The sequence below is a fragment of the Streptomyces iranensis genome, assembly GCF_017874715.1.
GTDB lineage: Bacteria > Actinomycetota > Actinomycetes > Streptomycetales > Streptomycetaceae > Streptomyces > Streptomyces iranensis.
On record NZ_JAGGLR010000013.1, the window covers coordinates 222,145 to 239,415 of the forward strand.

Here is a 17,271-nt window from a genome sequence, read left to right on the forward strand (position 1 = left end):
TGCAGCAAGGCGCTCCCCGTGATGCGCCGATGCCGATGGATCGCGGTGCTCAGAACGCCGCGCGGGAGCCCGCGAGCGAGGGTCCGGCCGATGACGTCGTTCCTCGGGCCCGTACGTACCGGGTCGGCGGGTACACCGTCGTGGAGCTCCACGGTGAGATCGACATCGCCGGGGTGGAAGGCGTGGGACCGGCGCTGGACGCGGCCACGGCCGGGGACCGGCCCGCGGTGATCGTGGACTTACGCCCGACCGCCTTCTTCGACTGCTCGGGCCTGGGGCTGCTGTGCCGGGCCCATCGGCGTGTGCGGGAGCGGGGCGGGCGGATGCGGCTGGTCTGCGACGACGCCTTGATCCTCCGCACGCTGCGGGCGGGGCGGATGCTCGATGTGCTCGAGCCGGTGGCCACGCTGGACGAGGCGCTGGGCGAGGAGGCGGGCTAGGGGTGTCCGGCGGGGCTTGGCGCCTGCGACGGGCCGCTCCCCTCCCCACCCCGCGCCTGCGGCGGGCCGCTCCCCTCCCCTCCCCACCCCTTCCCGGCACCTGACGATATGCGGCTCCGCCGCGTGCGGGGCTCCGCCCCGGACCCCGGGGTCCAGGGGCGGAACTCCTGCGCCGGACGCCCTGCAGGGCGCGCTAGGGCCGGCGGTCCTGGGGCGGGGGAGGGGGCGCGCGATGGCCTCGGTGCTGCCGCCCGCGGCCCCAGGCGCGATGGCGGGCCCGCCCGCCGCCCGGGAGGGTCTCGTGGCTCTCGGGGGACATGCGGTTGCCGTTCTGGACATTGGTCCGGTGGATCAGCAGGGCGCCCACGGCGATCAGCGCGAGGATGACGACCACGGTGATCAGCGTCTCCATGGTGCTCACTCCCTGGGACCGGGGCCCACAGCTGGAGGGAATCCGGCCGGTTTGTGCGAAATGCTCCTGGTGCCTATACGGTACCTCCGGCCGGAGGCGGCGTCGCTTCCCGTGACCACCGGGGCCGCGCGGGCCCAGGTGTCGGCTCCGTCGCGTGGTGTGCCGGACACCCCGTAAGCGTCCGCACACGCCGAGCGCCCGCACCCGGCGTCGGGAACCGGGTGCGGGCGGTCAGGCCCTGATCCAGCGGATCAGTGGGTTCGGCGGTCTCAGTGGGTCTTGGCCAGCTGCTTCTCGAGCTTGGCCAGGCCATTGGCCCAGAGCTGGTTGACGCGGCTGATCTCGGCCTGGTTCGGCTGCGAGTTGGTGCAGGACGTGCCGGGGCCGCCGCCGGACATCAGCTCGCTGCACGGACCCTCGTAGTGGTCCGGCAGACCCAGCACATGGCCGGTCTCGTGCGCGGTGACCCGGGTCGAGTCGTACTCCTGGTTCTGGGCGTAGTCCAGGAAGACATAGCCGCTGCCGTGCCCGTCGGTGCTCGCGTACGAGCCCCGGGGGTCATTGCCCTCGCGGTAGGTGAAGTCCGCGCTGCTGCCCTCCTGGAGCTTCACGTTGCTCACCGCGGAGTTCCAGATCTGGGCGGAGCGGGATATCACCGACTGGAAGGTCGGGGCCTGGCTCGCGTTGTAGGTCACGGTGACGGCCGCCGTCGCACTGTGCGACTTCGCCTTCTTCTCCAGCGCCGACTTCATGACGGCCTTGATGAAGGCGTCGGTGTCGGCCCGCTCCTCGCCGCTCGCCGTGTAGGCGGCGGCCGCGGCACCGCGCTGGGCCGTGGAGTGGTCGGGCGTGGCCGCGGACGCGGGCATGGCGGACAGGGACACCGCCAGGCCGAGGCCGATCGTCGCGGACAGCGCCAGCTTGGGGAGTGACATGTGGGGGGCTCCTCATCGTCCTCGGGCCCCGGTCGCCGTGTGGGGTGGCGGCCGGGGCCGTGGGATGAACTCTTGGCTGACGCAGAGTCTTGAGGAGAACCGGCCGTACGCGGAGATATCAACTGGTGATAGGACGAAGGCATATCCCCCGCCGGGTGTTCAGGCCCCGGCCGATGACCGGCGTTTGACACCCCGTTGACCCGTGTTTGACCACCGATTGATCGTTTCCGGTATGGGTTGGCGGGATTTCAGAGTCTGGTGTGACGGACAAGTGCGCAGTTATGCTCCCGCCGTGGAGCTCGAGGTGAGGCACCTCCGTGCACTGTGCGCCATAGCCGACACCGGCAGCCTACGGAAGGCGGCGCGTCAACTGGGCATGACCCAGCCGTCCTTGACGACCCAGCTCCGGCGGATCGAGAACACCGTCGGCGGCCGGCTGTTCTCGCGGGAGGTCACCGGCAGTCGGCCGACCCCGCTGGGCCGGTCGGTGCTGTGCCGCGCCCGGCCGATCGTGGCCGAGATGAACGCGCTCGTCAGCGAGGTCCGGCTGGAGGCGGGGCAGACCGCCGACGCCCGGCTGCGCATCGGCAGCACGGGCAGCCGGGCCGTGGTCGGCTGGCTGCGCAGGCTCCGCGCCCGCTACCCGGACGCGGACACCACCATCCACATCGACGTCTCCGCCAACGCGCTGCTGCAGATGGTCGCCGCCAACCAGCTGGACGTCGCCTTCGTCCACGAGGTCGAGGGCGCGCCGCTGCGGGTGCCCGAGGGCGTGGAGCGCCGGGTGCTCGTGGAGCGGGAGCCGCAGTTCGTGGCGCTGGCCGAAACCCATCCGGCCGCCGCGCGGCCCGTGGTGCGGCTTCCCGAGCTCGCCGCCGACCAGTGGATGGTGGACCCCAGCGTGGACGGCGAGGGACCCGGGCTGCGCCGGGTGCTGGCCGCCGCCGGGCTCAATCCGAGGGTGGTCTACGGGGACTATCTGACCGCCGCCGATCTGGTCGCCTCGGGCGAGGTGGTCACCCCCTGCCAGCCCACCGCCCGGTCCCGCCAGGGCGTGGCGGTCCGCCCGCTGCACGGGGATCCGCTGACGGTCCGGCTGTTCCTGGCCTCACGGGCGGTCCCGGCGGCCCGTACCGGCGCCGACGGATTCGCTCCGGACCCGGGGGCCCGTACCGGCGCCGATGGTTCCGCTCCGGACCCGGGGGCCCGTACCGGTGGCACCGAATCCGCCCCGGACATGGCGGCCCGTACCGCCGCCATCGAACCCGCCCCGGACCCGGTGTCCGGTGTGCCCGTCGACGTCGATGCCACGGCATCCGGTGCGCCCCTCGATGTGGACGCCCTCTTCGGCGACCTGGCGGACGCGTACTTCGAGATCGCCTGGGCGAGCGTCGCGTACCGCCAGTGGCTGGTCCGCAACGAGAGCCCGCTGCTGCGCCTTCAGGAGCCCCCGACCCGCGACGAACTCGACATCCTGGGGCTCGCCGGCCCCGCCGAGGTCTCGTAGCCCCGAATTCGTAGCCCCGAATTCGTAGCTTCGACGGGGTGGCGAGCGATGACTTTCGCTCCGCCGGGCGGTCCAAGCACATGGGACCGCACCGGACCGCCACGCCATGCGAGGAGCGAACAGATGATCACCGAGCACGAACCGCAGACCGCGCTGGACACCCGTTTCAGCAGCCCGGACGCCACCGCCATCGCCTGGCCGGAGGGGCGTGCGGGGCTGGCGGCCGCGGAGCTCTACTGGCTGTCCACGGTCCGCCGGGACGGCCGCCCCCACGTCACCCCGCTCATCGCCGTCTGGCTCGACGGCGCGCTCTGCTTCTGCACCGGCCCCGCCGAGCAGAAGGCCCGCAACCTCGCGCACAATCCGCGCTGCGCCCTCACCACGGGTGCGGGGGTGCTGCGCGAGGGTCTTGACCTGGTGGTCGAGGGCGCGGCCGAGCCGGTGCGGGACGACGCCACGCTGCGGCGGATCGCCGCGGCGTACGTGGAGAAGTACGGCGAGGAGTGGACCTTCCAGGTGCGCGACGGCGCCTTCCACCACGAGGGCCATGAGGCCCTGGTCTTCCGGGTCGCCCCGGCCACTGCGTTCGGCTTCCGCAAGGGCGAGTACGGCCAGACGCGCTGGCGCTTCTGACGCCTACGGAGGCCCCTGGGCCGTTCAGTCCCGTCAGTCCCGTGCGTCCCGTGGGTCCTGTCAGCCCCGTCAGTCCAGGTTGAGCAGCCCGCCGGGCAGCCCCACCGGCAGCGTCTGCTCCGACCAGATCGTCTTGCCCTCGGCGGTCTGGCGGCTTCCCCAGCGCTGGCTGAGCCGCGCGACCAGCAGCAGCCCGCGGCCGCCCTCGTCGAAGGTGCGGGCGCGGCGCATATGCGGAGCGGTGCTGGAGGAGTCGGTGACCTCGCAGATCAGCGAGTGGTCATGGATCAGCCGCAGCTGGATGGGCGGGACGGCGTGCCGGATGGCGTTGGTGACCAGTTCGCTGACGACCAGCTCGGTGGTGAAGACGGCCTCGTCGAGCCCCCATTCGGTCAGCCGCTCCGTCACGTTCCGGCGGGACCGCGCCACCCACGCCGGGTCGGCGGGCACGTCCCAGGTGGCCACGTGCGCCGCGTCCAGGGCACGGGTGCGGGCGAGCAGCAGCGCGACGTCGTCCAGCACGCCCTCGCCCGGGAGAAGCGTCCGCAGTACGGCGTCGCAGGTGCCGCTCAGGGAGGCGCAGGGGTGGGCCAGCGCGTCGGCCAGCAGCAGACGCCCCTCGTCCACATCGCGGTCCCATTCCCCCATCAGCCCGTTGGTGTAGAGGGCGAGCACGGCGTCCTCGGGCAGCTCGGTCTCCATCGCCTCGAAGGGCAGCCCGCCGACCCCCAGCGGCGGTCCGGGCGGCACCGGCAGGAACTCCACGGAGCCGTCGGGCCTGGCCAGCGCCGGGGCGGGATGCCCGGCCGCGGCCAGTGAGCAGTGGTGCGAGACCGGGTCGTAGACCGCGTACAGACAGGTGGCCCCCACATCGCCGGTGGCCTCCTCGGCCCCGGTCTCCGCGGCCAGGTGGATCACCAGGTCGTCGAGGTGGGTGAGCAGCTCGTCCGGCGGCAGATCGACGTCGGCGAGGGTACGGACCGCCGTCCGCAGCCGGCCCATGGTGGCCGACGCCTGGATGCCGTGGCCGACCACATCGCCCACCACCAGCGCGACCCGTGCCCCGGAGAGCGGGATGACGTCGAACCAGTCCCCGCCCGCGCCCGCGTACGGGCCCGCGGGCAGATAGCGGGAGGCGACCTCGACGGCCGGCGGCTGGGGGAGGGTCTGCGGCAGCAGGCTGCGCTGCAGGGCCAGGGCGGTGTTGCGCTCCCGGGTGAAGCGGCGGGCGTTGTCCACACAGACGGCGGCCCGGGTGGTGATCTCCTCGGCCAGCACCACATCGTCCTGGGTGAACGCCTCGGGGGTGCGGTGGCGGGCGAACACGGCCACTCCGAGCGTCGTCCCCCGCGCCCGGATCGGCACCGACATGATCGAGTGGACGCCGAACCGCCGGATCGCCTCGGCGCGCTCGGGCTTCAGCGCCCCCCACTTGGCGATCGAGGGGTCGGAGGACGTGTGGATGATGGGACGCCCCGCCACCAGGCATTCGGCCATCGGTGAGACCTTCGGGTAGGTGTCCACCTTCCCCACCGGCACCACGGACTCCGGGCATCCCTCGTAAATGGACTGCCGGGCGGCGCGGCGCAGCACGACGGGGTCGGTGAGCGGCCCGGACGGCAGCTCCTCGGCCTGGGTCAGCCGGTCCAGCAGGTCGATGCTGGTGTAGTCGGCCAGCCGCGGTACGCAGACGTCGGCGAGCTCCTGCGCGGTGTGGTCGATGTCGAGGGTGGAGCCGATCCGTTCACTGGCCGCGCTCAGCAGCAGCAGCCGCTGGCGGGCCAGATACTGATCGGTGATGTCGTGCGCCGCCATGCAGACCGCGTACACCCGCCCGTCCCTCGCCTGTAGCGGGGCGAACCGGGCCGACCAGGCCCGCTCCTTGACCTCGCCGCTTCCGGTGCGCAGATACGTCTCCACCTCGCGCGGCTCGCCGGTGGTCAGCACATGGCGCATGGCCGCTTCGAGCTGTTCGCTCTGGAGCTTGCCCTTGATCTCCGACAGCCGCAGACCGCGGATCTCCGCCTCGGGGAGGCCGGTGACGCGGGCCATCTCGGCGTTCACCTTGCGCAGCCGCATATCGGCGTCGTAGATCGCCATCGGGCAGGGCGACTGGGTGTAGGCCCATTGCATCAGCGCGTCGTTCCACGACTCGGGGGGCTGCTCCGCGCGGGGTGCCGCGGTCACCAGCAGCCAGTCGCCCTCCGGCCGTCTGCGGTGCGCCAGCAGTGGTACGGACACCTCGCGGCCGTCCCGGTGGCGTAGCGCCACGATTCCGTGCCACCGGGTCAGCCGGGTGCGGGCATGGCGGGCCTCGGCGCCCGTCGCGCGGCCCGGATCGGCCAGCAGCTCGGCGGCGGGCCGCCCCACGACATCGGGGGACGGATGCCCGAGCAGTCGACGGGCGCCCTCGTTCCAGCTGGTCAGCGTCCCATCATCGCTGACGGTGGCTCGTGCTGTATCCGCTTCGTCGAAGCCGCCCCGCTCCCGCGCGGAGCCGCTGTCGTGGCGCTTCATCCTCGCCATCCCTCCGGGGACGGCACCGGGTCCGTCCACCAGGGCTCCCTTCCAGCCTGGTCCACTCCGGTCCGGGCATCAACCACGGCCCGGAGCCCGGAGCGGACGCCGCCACTCCCCCTCCTCGGGGAGCGCGCGGGTCAGACCACCGCGGGCCGCGCGGGCCGCAGATGGTGCCCGGCCCACTCGGCGAAGCTCGTGAGCGGGAGGCCGAGGGCGCGTGCGAACTCGGGGCGGGCGGGCTGGTCGACCGCGTTCAGCCATCCGTGCCCGAGGCCCCACTGCGGCATCCCGGCGGCGAGCGCCTCGTCCACGGTCATCGACGGGGCGGTCAGCTCGGTGCCCGTGACCTCGGAGAGGACCTCGGCGACCCGGGTCATGGTCATGTGGTCGCCCGCCAGTTCCAGCTCGATCTGGTGGAATCGCTCGGGCTCTGCGATGGCCGCGGCGGCCGACGTGCCGATGTCGGCGACGGCGATGAGGGAGAGCTCGGTGCCGGGCTCGAGGATGGTGGCCAGGCCGCCCTCGGGTCCGTTCGGGAGCAGGGACAGGAAGTTCTCCATGAAGAAGGCGGGCTTGAGGAGCGTCCAGTGGCGGAAACCCGCCTCCCGGATCCGGTCCTGGAGGCCGCTCTTGGCCGCGAAGTAGTGCTCCAACGCCGTCCAGCGGCCCTCCGCCCAGCCGGGCGCGGTGTGGTGCTGCCCGGCACCGGAGACGGAGGTGTGCACGAACTGCGCCACCCCCGCGTCCCGCGCGGCCTCGATCAGGTTGCGCCCCTGGACCCACTCGGAGTCGCCCTGGAGATCGTTCATATCGGGCATCTGGATCGAGAAGACGGCACGCGCCCCCTCGGCGGCCCGCCGCACCGAGTCGAGGTCGAGCAGATCGCCGGTGACCAGCTCGGCGCCGAGCGCCGCCACGGCCTTGGCCCGCTCACCGGCCGGATCGCGGACCAGGGCCCGCACCGGAACGCCCGCCGAGAGCAGGGCGCGGGCGGTGGCGCCGCCCTGCTGTCCGGTGGCACCGGTGACGAGGACGGGGGCGGACATCGGGGATTCCACGGTCATGCTGCGCTCCTCGGGCAGAAAGGCATCGACTCATCGACAAGTCGACTGGGTAAATTAAACGGCGGGCCCCGCCACTTACGACTCGGTACGATACGGAGGGCCCCGCCACTTAGCAACCCGGAGGTGACGCCATGCCCGCCCAGCGCGCGGACGCCCGGCGCAACTACGCGCGCATCCTCGCCGTCGCCGAGGAGGAGGTCGCCACGCACGGCGCCGACGCCTCCCTGGAGCAGATCGCCCGCACCGCCGGAGTCGGCTCGGCCACCGTCCGCCGCCACTTCCCCACCCGGCACGCCCTGCTGGAAGCGGTCTTCCGCGGGCGCATCGAAACCCTGGCCACCCGCGCTCGCGAACTCGCGGAGTCGGACGACGTACGGGCCGCCCTGCTGGACTGGCTGGGCGCCCTCACCGTCTACTCCGCCACGGTGCAGGGCCTGGCCACCGCGCTCCTACGGGACGGGGAACTCGACCCGGAACACGCGAACCCCTGCGTGAACCCCCTCGCCGAGGCGGGCGAGCCCCTGCTGCGACGAGCCGAGCGGGCCGGTGCGGTGGCCCCCGGCGTGACCCCGGTCGACCTGGTCACCCTGATCGCCGGCATCGCCCTGGCCACCCAACACCACCCCGACCCCGCCGCCGAGGCGACCCGACTGCTGCACCTGACCGTGGCGGGCATCAGCCCGCGGGCGTAGCGATGGCAACTGGAGATTCTGGTCACGGCGCGAGAAGTTCGATCTCGATGGCGAGGGCACCGAGGGCTTCCTTCCCGGGAGGGTAGATGGCGCGGATGTTGGCGAGCTGCGCGTCGCGGGTGGCGGTCGGGTTGACGTTGGCCGGCCCCTCGCCGTCGAGCAGGCCCTCGAAGTCGGCGTACCCGGTGACCCGCAGAACCTTCACGTCGCAGGTCTCGTCGGTGCCCTTGACGCGGAAGCGGATGGTGTCGCCGGGGGCGAGGTCGGCGAGGTGCGGGTATGTCACCCGCACCTCGATGGTCTTGGCGCCCGCGGCGACGAGGTCGAAGTACTGGCGGTAGAGGTTGAGCTCGCGGACGCGGGCGGTGGCGTCGGTCACGGGGCGGGGACGCTCCTGATGGCTGGTGCGGTCGTCATGCGGCCGATCTCGGCCGCTGAGTACGACCGGAGGAAGTGGCGCGGGTCCGACAGCAAGGTATCGGCCAGGGACAGCAGTTGCTCGGCGTACTCCGTGGTGGTGCCGGGCCATTTCCGGGTGTCGAGCATCCACTCGGCGGTGCCGTCGGGCGCGGGCATCTCCCGGCACGGTGCGTTCGAAATCCACTGCAAGGGCGGTGTGCTCGTCTGCCGGCGCTGATCCGCCCACATCACGCGATGGATCCATGCCGGGCCGAAAGAAGACCGCACCCGGGCCGCTCGGGGCGGCTCGGGTGCGGTCTCGTGGTGCTGAGGAAGGGCGGGGTCAGCCCTTCTTGGTCTCCCAGAAGATCTTGTCGATCTGGGCGATGTAGTCCAGGGCCTTCTGCCCCGTGGCCGGGTCGGTCGAGCCCTTGGCCGCGCTCAGGGCCTTGAGGGTGTCGTTGACCAGCTGGTGCAGCTCGGGGTACTTCTCGAAGTGCGGGGGCTTGAAGTAGTCGCTCCACAGCACCGAGACATGGTGCTTGGCGAGCTCCGCGCGCTCCTCCTTGATGGTGGTGGCACGGGCGCGGAAGTGCGGGTCCTCGTTGGCCTGGTACTTCTCCTGGACGGCCTTGACGGACTCGGCTTCGATGCGGGCCTGAGCCGGGTCGTACACACCGCAGGGCAGGTCGCAGTGGGCGCTGACCTGAACCTTGGGGGCGAACAGGCGGGAGAGCATAGAGCTGTCCTTCCATACGTGATCGTCTTCTCAGGTGCGAGATTACTCCGTGGGGGAAGCCTTTTCTCGGGTGCCCCGGGGGGCTTAGGTCAAAAGTCCAGTGCAAGGCTGGGATGCCTGGGATCGTGATGGGTGCAGGGTGAGGACCGGAGGTGCCGTGATGCGGGAGCAGCAGGGCGATCGCGGCCAGGAGCCGGACCGCGACCAGCGCGGGCTGCTGCGGATCGGGCTCGCGGAGGTGTACAACCCGTCGATGCAGCCGACGCTGTACCCCGGCGACCAGTTGGTGGTGCGCTACGGCGCGCCCGTACGGCCGGGGGACGTGGTGGTTTTGCGCCATCCGTTCCGGCAGGATCTGCTGATCGTCAAACGCGCGGTGGAGCGGCGCGAGGGCGGCTGGTGGGTCAAGGGCGACAACCCGTACGTGGAGAACGACAGCCGGGAGTTCGGCGTCGTGCCGGACGAGCTGGTGGTGGCTCGGGCCTGGGTGCGGGTGCGGCCGCTGCGGAGCGCCCGGCGCGGTGGTCAGCGGTCGATGGCCGGGCTGGTCTCCTGGGTGGTGTCCGCCGTACGGCCCGTGGGCTCGCGGTCCTGGCGGCGGCTGCGCTCCGGGCCGGCCGTCCGCTCGGCGTCCAGGCGTTTGCGGGCGCGGTAGGCGGCCACATTGGCGCGGGTGGCGCAGCGGTCGGAGCAGTAGCGCCGGGAACGATTTGTCGATGTGTCGAGATAGGCGTTGCGGCAGGGTGACGCCTCACAGATGCCCAGCCGGTCGGCGCCCAGTTCGGTGAGGTGGAAGGCCAGCCCCATCGAGGCGGTCGCGGCGTAGCCCGCGCCCGCGTTGGCGGCGTAGTCCGCGATATGCATATGCCAGTCGGGGCGGCCGTCCTCGTCGCGGGTCTCATGGCCGGAAATCTGCGGACTCACCGGGAACTCGATGAGCAGCGCGTTCAGCAGGTCCACCGCCAGTACCTCGTCGCCGCCCGCCGCCGCCTCGAACACCGCGCGCAGCCGGGCCCTGACCGACCTCAGCCGGGTGACATCCGAGTCTGTCGTCCGCCGGGCCTGCTGACTCTCCCCGAAGAGCGCCCGTACGGCCTCCACCGAGGTCAGGGTGTCGGTGCCGCGGCTCGGCTCCTCGCTGTTGACCAGGCGCACGGCGAGATCCGAGTAATAAGCCAGTTCCACTTGTGGTCCTTACGAACGGCGGTCTATGGTCACATCAGGTCAGGTAAGAGGCGTTCTGCCTACGAGGGTATTACGGGCGGCTGCGCCGAGACGATGACGCATGGCTTGGAGGGGCTCGATGACGGACACCGTCGCCGTGGCGGACTGGCAGGCGTGGCAGCGGAGCTGGGACCGGCAGCAGGAGTGGTACCTCCCCGATCGTGAGGAACGGTTCCGGGTGATGCTCGACACGGTCGAGGCCGTCGTCGGCCCGGAGCCCCGGATCCTCGACCTGGCGTGTGGCACGGGCAGTATCTCGGACCGGGCGCTGCGCCGGTTCCCGGGCGCCACCAGCACCGGTGTCGACCTCGACCCCGCGCTGCTGACGATCGCCCGCGGCCACTTCGCGGCCGAGCCGCGCGCCGAGTTCGTGACCGTCGATCTGCGTGATCCCAAGTGGACCGAGCGGCTGCCGCACCGCGAGTACGACGCCGTCCTGACCGCCACGGCGCTCCACTGGTTGCGCTCTGACGAGCTGCGGGTGCTGTACGGGCAGATCGCGGGCGTCGTACGGGAGGGCGGGGTGTTCCTCAACGCCGACCATATGCCCGATCCGGATACGCCCCGGCTCAACGCCGCCGACCACGCGTACCAGGAGGCGCGGCGGACGCGGGCCAAGGCCGCGGGCAGCCAGGACTGGGTGGACTGGTGGCAGACCGCCGCGCGGGACCAGGCGCTGGCCGGGCCGGTAGCCGAGCGGTTCGCGATCTTCGGGAATCCGGCGAACGGCGACCACGCGGACGGGGAGACGCAGTCCGTCGCCTGGCATGTCGAGGCCCTGCGCACGGGGGGCTTCGGGGAGGCGCGGGCCGTCTGGTGCTCGCCCTCGGACGCGATGGTGCTCGGGCTGAAGTGACCCCGGGGCGGAGTGCGCGAGGGCGGTACGGGCCGATGGCCGTACCGCCCTCGCGCATCTGCCGCGCCTCGGATCGGCGGAAGTCGGCTGCGGTTCGGTGACGCCCCGAAGGGGCGCGGGGCTGTGCCGATGTGCGGCTCCGCCGCGCGGACGCGACCAGCCACGATGGTGCCGCGGACGATCGACGGCAGGTCAGGGCACTTCCAGCGGAGCGCCTACAGCACCTTGGAGAGGAACGACTTCGTCCGCTCGTGCCGCGGATTGGTCAGCACCTCCCGCGGATGGCCGGACTCCACCACCACGCCGTCGTCCATGAAGACGACCGAGTCGCCGACCTCGCGCGCGAAGCCCATCTCATGCGTCACGACGATCATCGTCATGCCGTCCTCCGCGAGCCCGCGCATCACATCGAGCACATCGCCGACCAGCTCCGGGTCGAGCGCCGAGGTGGGCTCGTCGAAGAGCATCAGCTTCGGCTCCATCGCCAGCGCCCGCGCGATCGCCACGCGCTGCTGCTGGCCGCCGGAGAGCTGGGAGGGGTAGTTGGCCGCCTTGTCGGCGAGGCCCACCCGGTCCAGCAGCTTCTGCGCGCGCTCCCGCGCCACCGCCTTGGACTCCCGCTTGACCTGGACCGGCGCCTCGATCACGTTCTCCAGCGCGGTCATATGCGGGAAGAGGTTGAAGCGCTGGAAGACCATGCCGATGTCGCGCCGCTTCTCGGCGACCTCGCGGTCCTTGAGCTCGTAGAGCTTGTCGCCCTTCTGGCGGTAGCCGACCAGCTCGCCGTCCACGTACAGCCGCCCGGAATTGACCTTCTCCAGGTGGTTGATGCAGCGCAGGAAGGTGGACTTGCCGGAGCCGGACGGGCCGATCAGACAGAACACCTCGCGCGGGGCGACCTCGAGGTCGATGCCCTTGAGGACCTGAACCGGGCCGAAGGACTTGTGGACGCCCTCGGCCTTCACCATTGCGGTCATGCGCCGATACCTCCGGAGCGGTTGCCGAGGGAGAGCAGATTGGCCCGGACCCGCTGCAGCGGGGTGTCCGGCAGGCTACGGCTCGAGCCGCGCGCGTAGTACCGCTCCAGGTAGTACTGGCCGACGCTGAGCACGGAGGTGAGGATCAGATACCAGGCGGCCGCGAGGAAGAGCATCTCCGCCGTGGCGCCGGAGTTCTGCCCGACCTCGGAGGTCGCCTGGAGCAGGTCCCAGTACTGCACCGCGATCACCAGCGAGGTGGTCTTGAGCATGTTGATGAACTCATTGCCGGTCGGCGGCACGATCACCCGCATCGCCTGCGGCAGCACCACCCGGCGCAGCGTCTTGGCGTGGCTCATGCCGAGCGCCTGGGCGGCCTCGGACTGGCCCTCGTCGACCGACTGGATGCCCGCCCGGCAGATCTCCGCCATGTACGCGGCCTCGTTCAGGCCCAGGCCCAGCAGGGCGGCCAGGAACGGGGTCATGAAGTCCGACCACTCGTCCTTGTAGATCGGCATGATGTTGATGTAGTCGAACACCAGACCGAGGTTGAACCAGACCAGCAGCTGCACATAGACCGGGGTGCCACGGAAGAACCAGATGTAGCCCCAGGCGATGGAGGCGGTCACCGGGTTCTTCGACAGCCGCATCACCGCGAGGACGATGCCGAGGACCACGCCGACCACCATCGAGAGGACGGTGATCCAGACGGTGTTGCGAACGCCCCTGAGGACCTCGCCGTCGAAGAAGTAGTCCGGGATGGCGTTCCAGTTGACGTCACCGCGGGCGAAGGCGGAGATCAGCAGGACGATCAGGGCGATGGCGATGATCGCGGCGACCCAGCGGCCGTAGTGCCGCACCGGGATGGCCTTGATGCTCTCCGGCGCCGGCGGCGGGGCGTCGACCGGACCCGCCTTTTCGATCTTAGTAGTCACGGATGGTGCCTTTCAGCGCGAGCGCGGACGGGGGAGGGCCGGATCACTTGCCGCCGTTGATGATGGCCTTGGTGACCGCGCCGTCCTTGACGCCCCACTTCGCGATGATCTTGTCGTATTCGCCGTTCGCGATGATCAGGGCGAGGGCCTGCTTGAGCGCATCGCGCAGCTGGGTGTTCTTCTTGGCGACGGCGATGCCGTACGGGGCCGCCTCCACCTGATCGCCGACGAGCTCGAAGTCCTTGCCGCCGCCGGAGGTCTTCACCGCGTACGCGGCCACCGGGAAGTCGCTGGAGCCGGCGACGGCGCCACCGCCGCGCAGCCGGGTCTGGGCCTCGGTGTCATTGCCGAACGCCTCGACCGAGATCTTGCCCTTGCCGTTCTTCTGGCAGGTCTTCGACTGGGACTTGGCCAGGTCGTGGGAGACGGTGCCGCGCTGCACGACGATCTTCTTGCCGCACAGGTCGTCCCAGGTCTTGATGGACGCGTTGGCGCCCTTCTTGGTGTAGATCGAGACACCCGCGGTGAAGTAGTCGACGAAGTCGACGCCCTCGCCCGCCTTCTTGCCGGTGTCCGGGTCGACGCCCTCCTGGCGGCCCTTGTTGTCGGTCATGGCCGACATGGCGATGTCGTAGCGCTTGGAGCGCAGACCCGAGAGCAGGGTGTCGAAGGTGCCGTTGTTGAACTCGAACTTCACCCCGAGCTGCTTGCCGAGCGCATCGGCGATGTCCGGGTCGATGCCCATGACCTGGCCGTTCTTCTTGAACTCGACCGGCGGGTAGTTGATGTCCGAGCCCACCTTGATCACCTTGGCGCTCTGGATCTCCTTGGGCAGCTGGTTGAACAGCGGGGCGGAGTTGCTGTTGGACCCGCCCGTGGCCTTGTCGGTCTGATCGCCGCAGCCCGTCAGCAGCAGGACGCCTACCACCGCTATCGCGCCGACGGGGGCCATCCGGGACTTCAGGGTGGCCCCACGGGGCGTGAAGCTGGCGGTCATGCTGGTTCCTCCGGCAGGGTGAGGCGGCGAGATTTCGGGAACACGTTTGTGGGTGTCGCGATCTCGTGTGATTGGGGCATCTTGCCATCGGACGGGCCCGTACGGGTCACCGGCCATGTCAAAATCGGATAACGGGCGATCCCCGTGGTGCACAATCGGACAGCGGTACCGGCCGGACAGCGGCGGCCGGTGACGCGGGCGGGCTCATGATCATGCGGGGAACAGCGCGTGACAGCGGCATGGACTTTCCCCAGAGCTTCGCCCGCCTTCAGGCGTAATGCCTGGTTTACCGGCGTCATGGCACCAGAACTCGCTCGTCCCTCGGCGCGCGCTTCAGGTAGAAAAGACGGCTACACCCCGCACCCGGGGCTCAGGGCGCGTGTGCGACGCGCCCGGCGTTCGTACCCACACCCATGCGGTGGTCATCCGCTGGATGGGACGACGCGGTGCCCGCCCGCTCCGAACCTGGGGCGGATACCCTCGACAGAAAAACGACAAAGGGGTCAAAACAGTGGCAGCGGAGATGGTCAATCCTCGCAGCGACAGCACAAGCGGCAGTGGCGAAGGAGCCGAAGGCGTGACCGATGGGGAGCCCTTCGATCCGGCGTTCGCCCTGCACCGCGGCGGCAAGATGGCCGTCCAGGCGACCGTGCCCGTGCGCAACCGGGACGATCTGTCCCTCGCGTACACACCGGGCGTGGCCAAGGTGTGCAGCGCGATCGCCGAGCAGCCCGAGCTCGTCCACGACTACACCTGGAAGTCCCAGGTCGTCGCCGTGGTGACGGACGGCAGCGCGGTGCTGGGGCTCGGCGACATCGGTCCGGAGGCGTCCCTCCCGGTGATGGAGGGCAAGGCGATCCTCTTCAAGCAGTTCGGTGGTGTGGACGCGGTGCCGATCGCGCTCGACTGCCGGGACGTGGACGAGATCGTGGAGACCGTCGCCCGGTTCGCGCCCTCGTTCGGCGGCGTCAATCTGGAGGACATCTCCGCGCCCCGCTGCTTCGAGATCGAGCGCAAGCTCCAGGAGCGGGTCGACATCCCGATCTTCCACGACGACCAGCACGGCACGGCGGTGGTCACCCTCGCCGCGCTGCGCAACGCCGCCAAGCTGACGAACCGCGCGCTGGGTCAGCTGCGCGCCGTCATCTCCGGGGCGGGCGCCGCCGGTGTGGCCATCGCCCGGATCCTCACCGAGGCGGGCATCGGCGACGTGGCCGTGTGCGACCGCAAGGGCGTCGTCTCACCGGACCGCGAGGACCTCACCGACGTCAAGCGCGAGCTGGCCGGCTTCACCAACAAGGCCGGGCTCACCGGATCCCTGGAGGCCGCGCTGGACGGCGCCGACGTCTTCATCGGCGTCAGCGGCGGCACGGTGCCGGAGGACGCGGTGGCCAAGATGGCGCCGGACGCCTTCATCTTCGCGATGGCCAACCCCAACCCGGAGATCCACCCGGACGTCGCCCACCAGTACGCGTCCGTGGTCGCCACCGGGCGCAGCGACTTCCCGAACCAGATCAACAACGTCCTCGCCTTCCCCGGCATCTTCGCGGGCGCCCTCCAGGTCCGGGCCTCCCGGATCACCGAGGGCATGAAGCTCGCGGCCGCCGAGGCGCTGGCCGCCGTGGTGGCCGACGAGCTGAGCGCGGACAAGGTCATCCCCTCGCCGTTCGACGATCGGGTCGCCCCCGCCGTGACCGCGGCCGTCGCCGCGGCCGCCCGCGCGGAGGGTGTCGCCCGCCGCTGACGCCCCGCCAGGGGCCCGGGTGGCGTTCACCAACGACCACAGGTGCCGTTACGGGCCGGGCCGCCCCTCAGCCGGAGGGGTGGCCCGGCCCGTGCGCTGTCCGGCGGGCGAGCGGGGTCACACCGTGGTGCGGTTCCGTGGGGTCGCCCCGCGGCCTAAGGTCGGGATCATGTTCGCTGCCTATGCCGCACGTATCGACCGTGACCAGCCGCTGAGCGGCCTCGAACTGGGGGAGCGCCCCGAGCCGGCGGCCCGGCCCGGCTGGACCACCGTGAACGTCAAGGCCGCCTCGCTCAACCACCACGACCTGTGGTCGCTGCGCGGCGTGGGCCTCGGCGAGGAGTCGCTTCCGATGATCCTCGGCTGTGACGCGGCCGGGATCGACGAGGACGGCAACGAGGTCGTCCTCCACTCCGTCATCGGCCAGAGCGGACACGGCGTCGGCCCGAAGGAGCCCCGCTCCATCCTCACCGAGCGCTACCAGGGCACCTTCGCCGAGAAGGTGACCGTCCCCAGCTGGAATGTGCTGCCCAAGCCCGAGGAGCTCTCCTTCGAGGAGGCCGCCTGCCTGCCCACGGCCTGGCTGACCGCGTACCGGATGCTGTTCACCAACGCGGGGGTGCGCCCCGGCGACAGCGTCCTGGTCCAGGGCGCCGGGGGCGGTGTGGCCACCGCGGCGATCGTGCTGGGCGCGGCCGCCGGGCTGCGGGTGCTGGCCACCAGCCGTGACGAGGCCAAGCGGGCACGCGCCGTGGAGCTGGGCGCCGAGGGCGCGTACGAGCCGGGGGAGCGGCTGCCGCGCCGGGTGGACGCCGTGATCGAGACGGTGGGCGCCGCGACCTGGTCGCATTCGGTGAAGTCCCTCAAGCCCGGCGGCACGCTGGTGATTTCGGGTGCCACCAGCGGCCCCAACCCGAAGGCCGCCGAGCTCAACCGGATCTTCTTCCTGGAGCTGAAGGTCGTCGGCTCCACGATGGGCGGGAAGGACGAGCTGGAGGATCTGCTGAGCTTCTGCGCCGCGCGCGGGGTACGGCCGGTGATCGATTCGGTGCTGCCGCTGGACCGGGCCCGTGAGGGGTTCGAGAAGATGGCGGGCGGCGATCTCTTCGGCAAGGTCGTGCTGACGGTCTGAATATCGCGGCGGCATATCCCCGGCCGTTGTGCGGGCCGGGGATTCGCGGAGTAATACACGGCTGC

General features: G+C 71.1%; 16 protein-coding genes and 3 pseudogenes. 8 read left to right on the forward strand and 11 right to left on the reverse strand.

The features are described from left to right. Positions 1-29: 29 nt before the first annotated feature. Entirely contained in the window at positions 30-440 is a 411-nt protein-coding gene (locus J2Z30_RS24725; RefSeq protein ID WP_245388378.1) for an STAS domain-containing protein, read from the forward strand. 193 nt (positions 441-633) lie between these two features. Here the strand turns inward: J2Z30_RS24725 and J2Z30_RS24730 are convergent, their stop codons facing one another. Beyond that, positions 634-852 (reverse strand): hypothetical protein, encoded by a 219-nt coding sequence (locus J2Z30_RS24730; protein ID WP_044570100.1) that lies wholly within the window; start codon positions 850-852, stop codon positions 634-636. 269 nt (positions 853-1,121) lie between these two features. After that, positions 1,122-1,787 carry a snapalysin gene (gene snpA / locus J2Z30_RS24735; protein WP_044570098.1) on the reverse strand — a complete coding sequence of 222 codons (666 nt, stop codon included), beginning with the start codon at positions 1,785-1,787 and terminating at the stop codon, positions 1,122-1,124. Between the two features lie 304 nt (positions 1,788-2,091). Between snpA and J2Z30_RS24740 the strand changes: the two are divergent. Both J2Z30_RS24740 and J2Z30_RS24745 read left to right on the forward strand, forming a co-directional pair. Beyond that, positions 2,092-3,021: pseudogene (locus tag J2Z30_RS24740) on the forward strand (LysR family transcriptional regulator); the annotation flags it as partial. Positions 3,022-3,417: 396 nt separating this feature from the next. Next, on the forward strand, positions 3,418-3,927 hold the full coding sequence (locus tag J2Z30_RS24745; protein ID WP_044570095.1) for a pyridoxamine 5'-phosphate oxidase family protein: 510 nt from the start codon (positions 3,418-3,420) through the stop codon (positions 3,925-3,927). A gap of 69 nt (positions 3,928-3,996) precedes the next feature. Here the strand turns inward: J2Z30_RS24745 and J2Z30_RS24750 are convergent, their stop codons facing one another. Together J2Z30_RS24750 and J2Z30_RS24755 are read right to left on the reverse strand one after the other, a co-directional pair. After that, entirely contained in the window at positions 3,997-6,444 is a 2,448-nt protein-coding gene (locus J2Z30_RS24750; RefSeq protein ID WP_044570093.1) for a SpoIIE family protein phosphatase, read from the reverse strand. Between the two features lie 140 nt (positions 6,445-6,584). Then, positions 6,585-7,511 carry an NmrA/HSCARG family protein gene (locus tag J2Z30_RS24755; protein WP_044570092.1) on the reverse strand — a complete coding sequence of 309 codons (927 nt, stop codon included), beginning with the start codon at positions 7,509-7,511 and terminating at the stop codon, positions 6,585-6,587. A 131-nt stretch (positions 7,512-7,642) separates the two neighbouring features. Between J2Z30_RS24755 and J2Z30_RS24760 the strand changes: the two genes are divergently transcribed. Next, positions 7,643-8,203 carry a TetR/AcrR family transcriptional regulator gene (locus J2Z30_RS24760; protein ID WP_044570090.1) on the forward strand — a complete coding sequence of 187 codons (561 nt, stop codon included), beginning with the start codon at positions 7,643-7,645 and terminating at the stop codon, positions 8,201-8,203. 22 nt (positions 8,204-8,225) lie between these two features. Here the strand turns inward: J2Z30_RS24760 and J2Z30_RS24765 are convergent, their stop codons facing one another. From J2Z30_RS24765 to sodN, 3 genes and pseudogenes are all read right to left on the reverse strand, one after another. Then, the gene (locus J2Z30_RS24765; RefSeq protein WP_044570088.1) at positions 8,226-8,582 is read right to left on the reverse strand and encodes an ASCH domain-containing protein; all 357 of its coding nucleotides are present in this window, start codon (positions 8,580-8,582) and stop codon (positions 8,226-8,228) included. Continuing rightward, positions 8,579-8,770: pseudogene (locus tag J2Z30_RS24770) on the reverse strand (hypothetical protein); the annotation flags it as partial. The pseudogene J2Z30_RS24770 and the gene J2Z30_RS24765, both read right to left, overlap by 4 nt. 175 nt (positions 8,771-8,945) lie before the next feature. Next, the gene (sodN, locus tag J2Z30_RS24775) at positions 8,946-9,341 is read right to left on the reverse strand and encodes a superoxide dismutase, Ni (RefSeq protein ID WP_020868495.1); all 396 of its coding nucleotides are present in this window, start codon (positions 9,339-9,341) and stop codon (positions 8,946-8,948) included. Positions 9,342-9,594: 253 nt separating this feature from the next. Here sodN and J2Z30_RS51770 point away from each other — a divergent pair. Further along, positions 9,595-9,762: pseudogene (locus J2Z30_RS51770) on the forward strand (S24 family peptidase); the annotation flags it as partial. A 104-nt stretch (positions 9,763-9,866) separates the two neighbouring features. Here J2Z30_RS51770 and J2Z30_RS24785 read toward each other — a convergent pair. Further along, the gene (locus J2Z30_RS24785; RefSeq protein WP_044570083.1) at positions 9,867-10,526 is read right to left on the reverse strand and encodes a CGNR zinc finger domain-containing protein; all 660 of its coding nucleotides are present in this window, start codon (positions 10,524-10,526) and stop codon (positions 9,867-9,869) included. A gap of 118 nt (positions 10,527-10,644) precedes the next feature. Here J2Z30_RS24785 and J2Z30_RS24790 point away from each other — a divergent pair, with 118 nt between their 5' ends. Then, positions 10,645-11,421 carry a class I SAM-dependent methyltransferase gene (locus J2Z30_RS24790; protein ID WP_044570080.1) on the forward strand — a complete coding sequence of 259 codons (777 nt, stop codon included), beginning with the start codon at positions 10,645-10,647 and terminating at the stop codon, positions 11,419-11,421. 215 nt (positions 11,422-11,636) lie between these two features. On the opposite strand, the gene J2Z30_RS24795 is transcribed toward J2Z30_RS24790, so the two are convergent. Genes J2Z30_RS24795 through J2Z30_RS24805 form a run of 3 tightly spaced genes read right to left on the reverse strand, consistent with a single transcriptional unit; the run spans position 11,637 to position 14,330 of the window. After that, entirely contained in the window at positions 11,637-12,398 is a 762-nt protein-coding gene (locus tag J2Z30_RS24795; protein ID WP_044570077.1) for an amino acid ABC transporter ATP-binding protein, read from the reverse strand. Beyond that, positions 12,395-13,333 (reverse strand): amino acid ABC transporter permease, encoded by a 939-nt coding sequence (locus J2Z30_RS24800; protein WP_044570075.1) that lies wholly within the window; start codon positions 13,331-13,333, stop codon positions 12,395-12,397. The genes J2Z30_RS24795 and J2Z30_RS24800 overlap by 4 nt, the downstream gene beginning before the upstream one ends. A 43-nt stretch (positions 13,334-13,376) precedes the next feature. Further along, positions 13,377-14,330, reverse strand: a complete 954-nt coding sequence (locus J2Z30_RS24805; RefSeq protein ID WP_044570073.1) for an ABC transporter substrate-binding protein — start codon at positions 14,328-14,330, stop codon at positions 13,377-13,379. A gap of 511 nt (positions 14,331-14,841) precedes the next feature. Between J2Z30_RS24805 and J2Z30_RS24810 the strand changes: the two genes are divergently transcribed. Then, entirely contained in the window at positions 14,842-16,074 is a 1,233-nt protein-coding gene (locus J2Z30_RS24810; RefSeq protein WP_044570070.1) for an NAD(P)-dependent malic enzyme, read from the forward strand. A gap of 169 nt (positions 16,075-16,243) precedes the next feature. After that, positions 16,244-17,206 carry a zinc-binding dehydrogenase gene (locus tag J2Z30_RS24815; RefSeq protein ID WP_044581401.1) on the forward strand — a complete coding sequence of 321 codons (963 nt, stop codon included), beginning with the start codon at positions 16,244-16,246 and terminating at the stop codon, positions 17,204-17,206. Positions 17,207-17,271 lie beyond the last annotated feature (65 nt).

Coding starts and splice junctions, on each gene's coding strand:
- J2Z30_RS24725 (WP_245388378.1), top strand. CDS start 30: ATGCCGATGGATCGCGGTGCTCAGAACGCCGCGCGGGAGCCCGCGAGC.
- J2Z30_RS24730 (WP_044570100.1), bottom strand. CDS start 852: ATGGAGACGCTGATCACCGTGGTCGTCATCCTCGCGCTGATCGCCGTG.
- snpA (WP_044570098.1), bottom strand. CDS start 1,787: ATGTCACTCCCCAAGCTGGCGCTGTCCGCGACGATCGGCCTCGGCCTG.
- J2Z30_RS24745 (WP_044570095.1), top strand. CDS start 3,418: ATGATCACCGAGCACGAACCGCAGACCGCGCTGGACACCCGTTTCAGC.
- J2Z30_RS24750 (WP_044570093.1), bottom strand. CDS start 6,444: ATGAAGCGCCACGACAGCGGCTCCGCGCGGGAGCGGGGCGGCTTCGAC.
- J2Z30_RS24755 (WP_044570092.1), bottom strand. CDS start 7,511: ATGACCGTGGAATCCCCGATGTCCGCCCCCGTCCTCGTCACCGGTGCC.
- J2Z30_RS24760 (WP_044570090.1), top strand. CDS start 7,643: ATGCCCGCCCAGCGCGCGGACGCCCGGCGCAACTACGCGCGCATCCTC.
- sodN (WP_020868495.1), bottom strand. CDS start 9,341: ATGCTCTCCCGCCTGTTCGCCCCCAAGGTTCAGGTCAGCGCCCACTGC.
- J2Z30_RS24790 (WP_044570080.1), top strand. CDS start 10,645: ATGACGGACACCGTCGCCGTGGCGGACTGGCAGGCGTGGCAGCGGAGC.
- J2Z30_RS24795 (WP_044570077.1), bottom strand. CDS start 12,398: ATGACCGCAATGGTGAAGGCCGAGGGCGTCCACAAGTCCTTCGGCCCG.
- J2Z30_RS24805 (WP_044570073.1), bottom strand. CDS start 14,330: ATGACCGCCAGCTTCACGCCCCGTGGGGCCACCCTGAAGTCCCGGATG.
- J2Z30_RS24815 (WP_044581401.1), top strand. CDS start 16,244: ATGTTCGCTGCCTATGCCGCACGTATCGACCGTGACCAGCCGCTGAGC.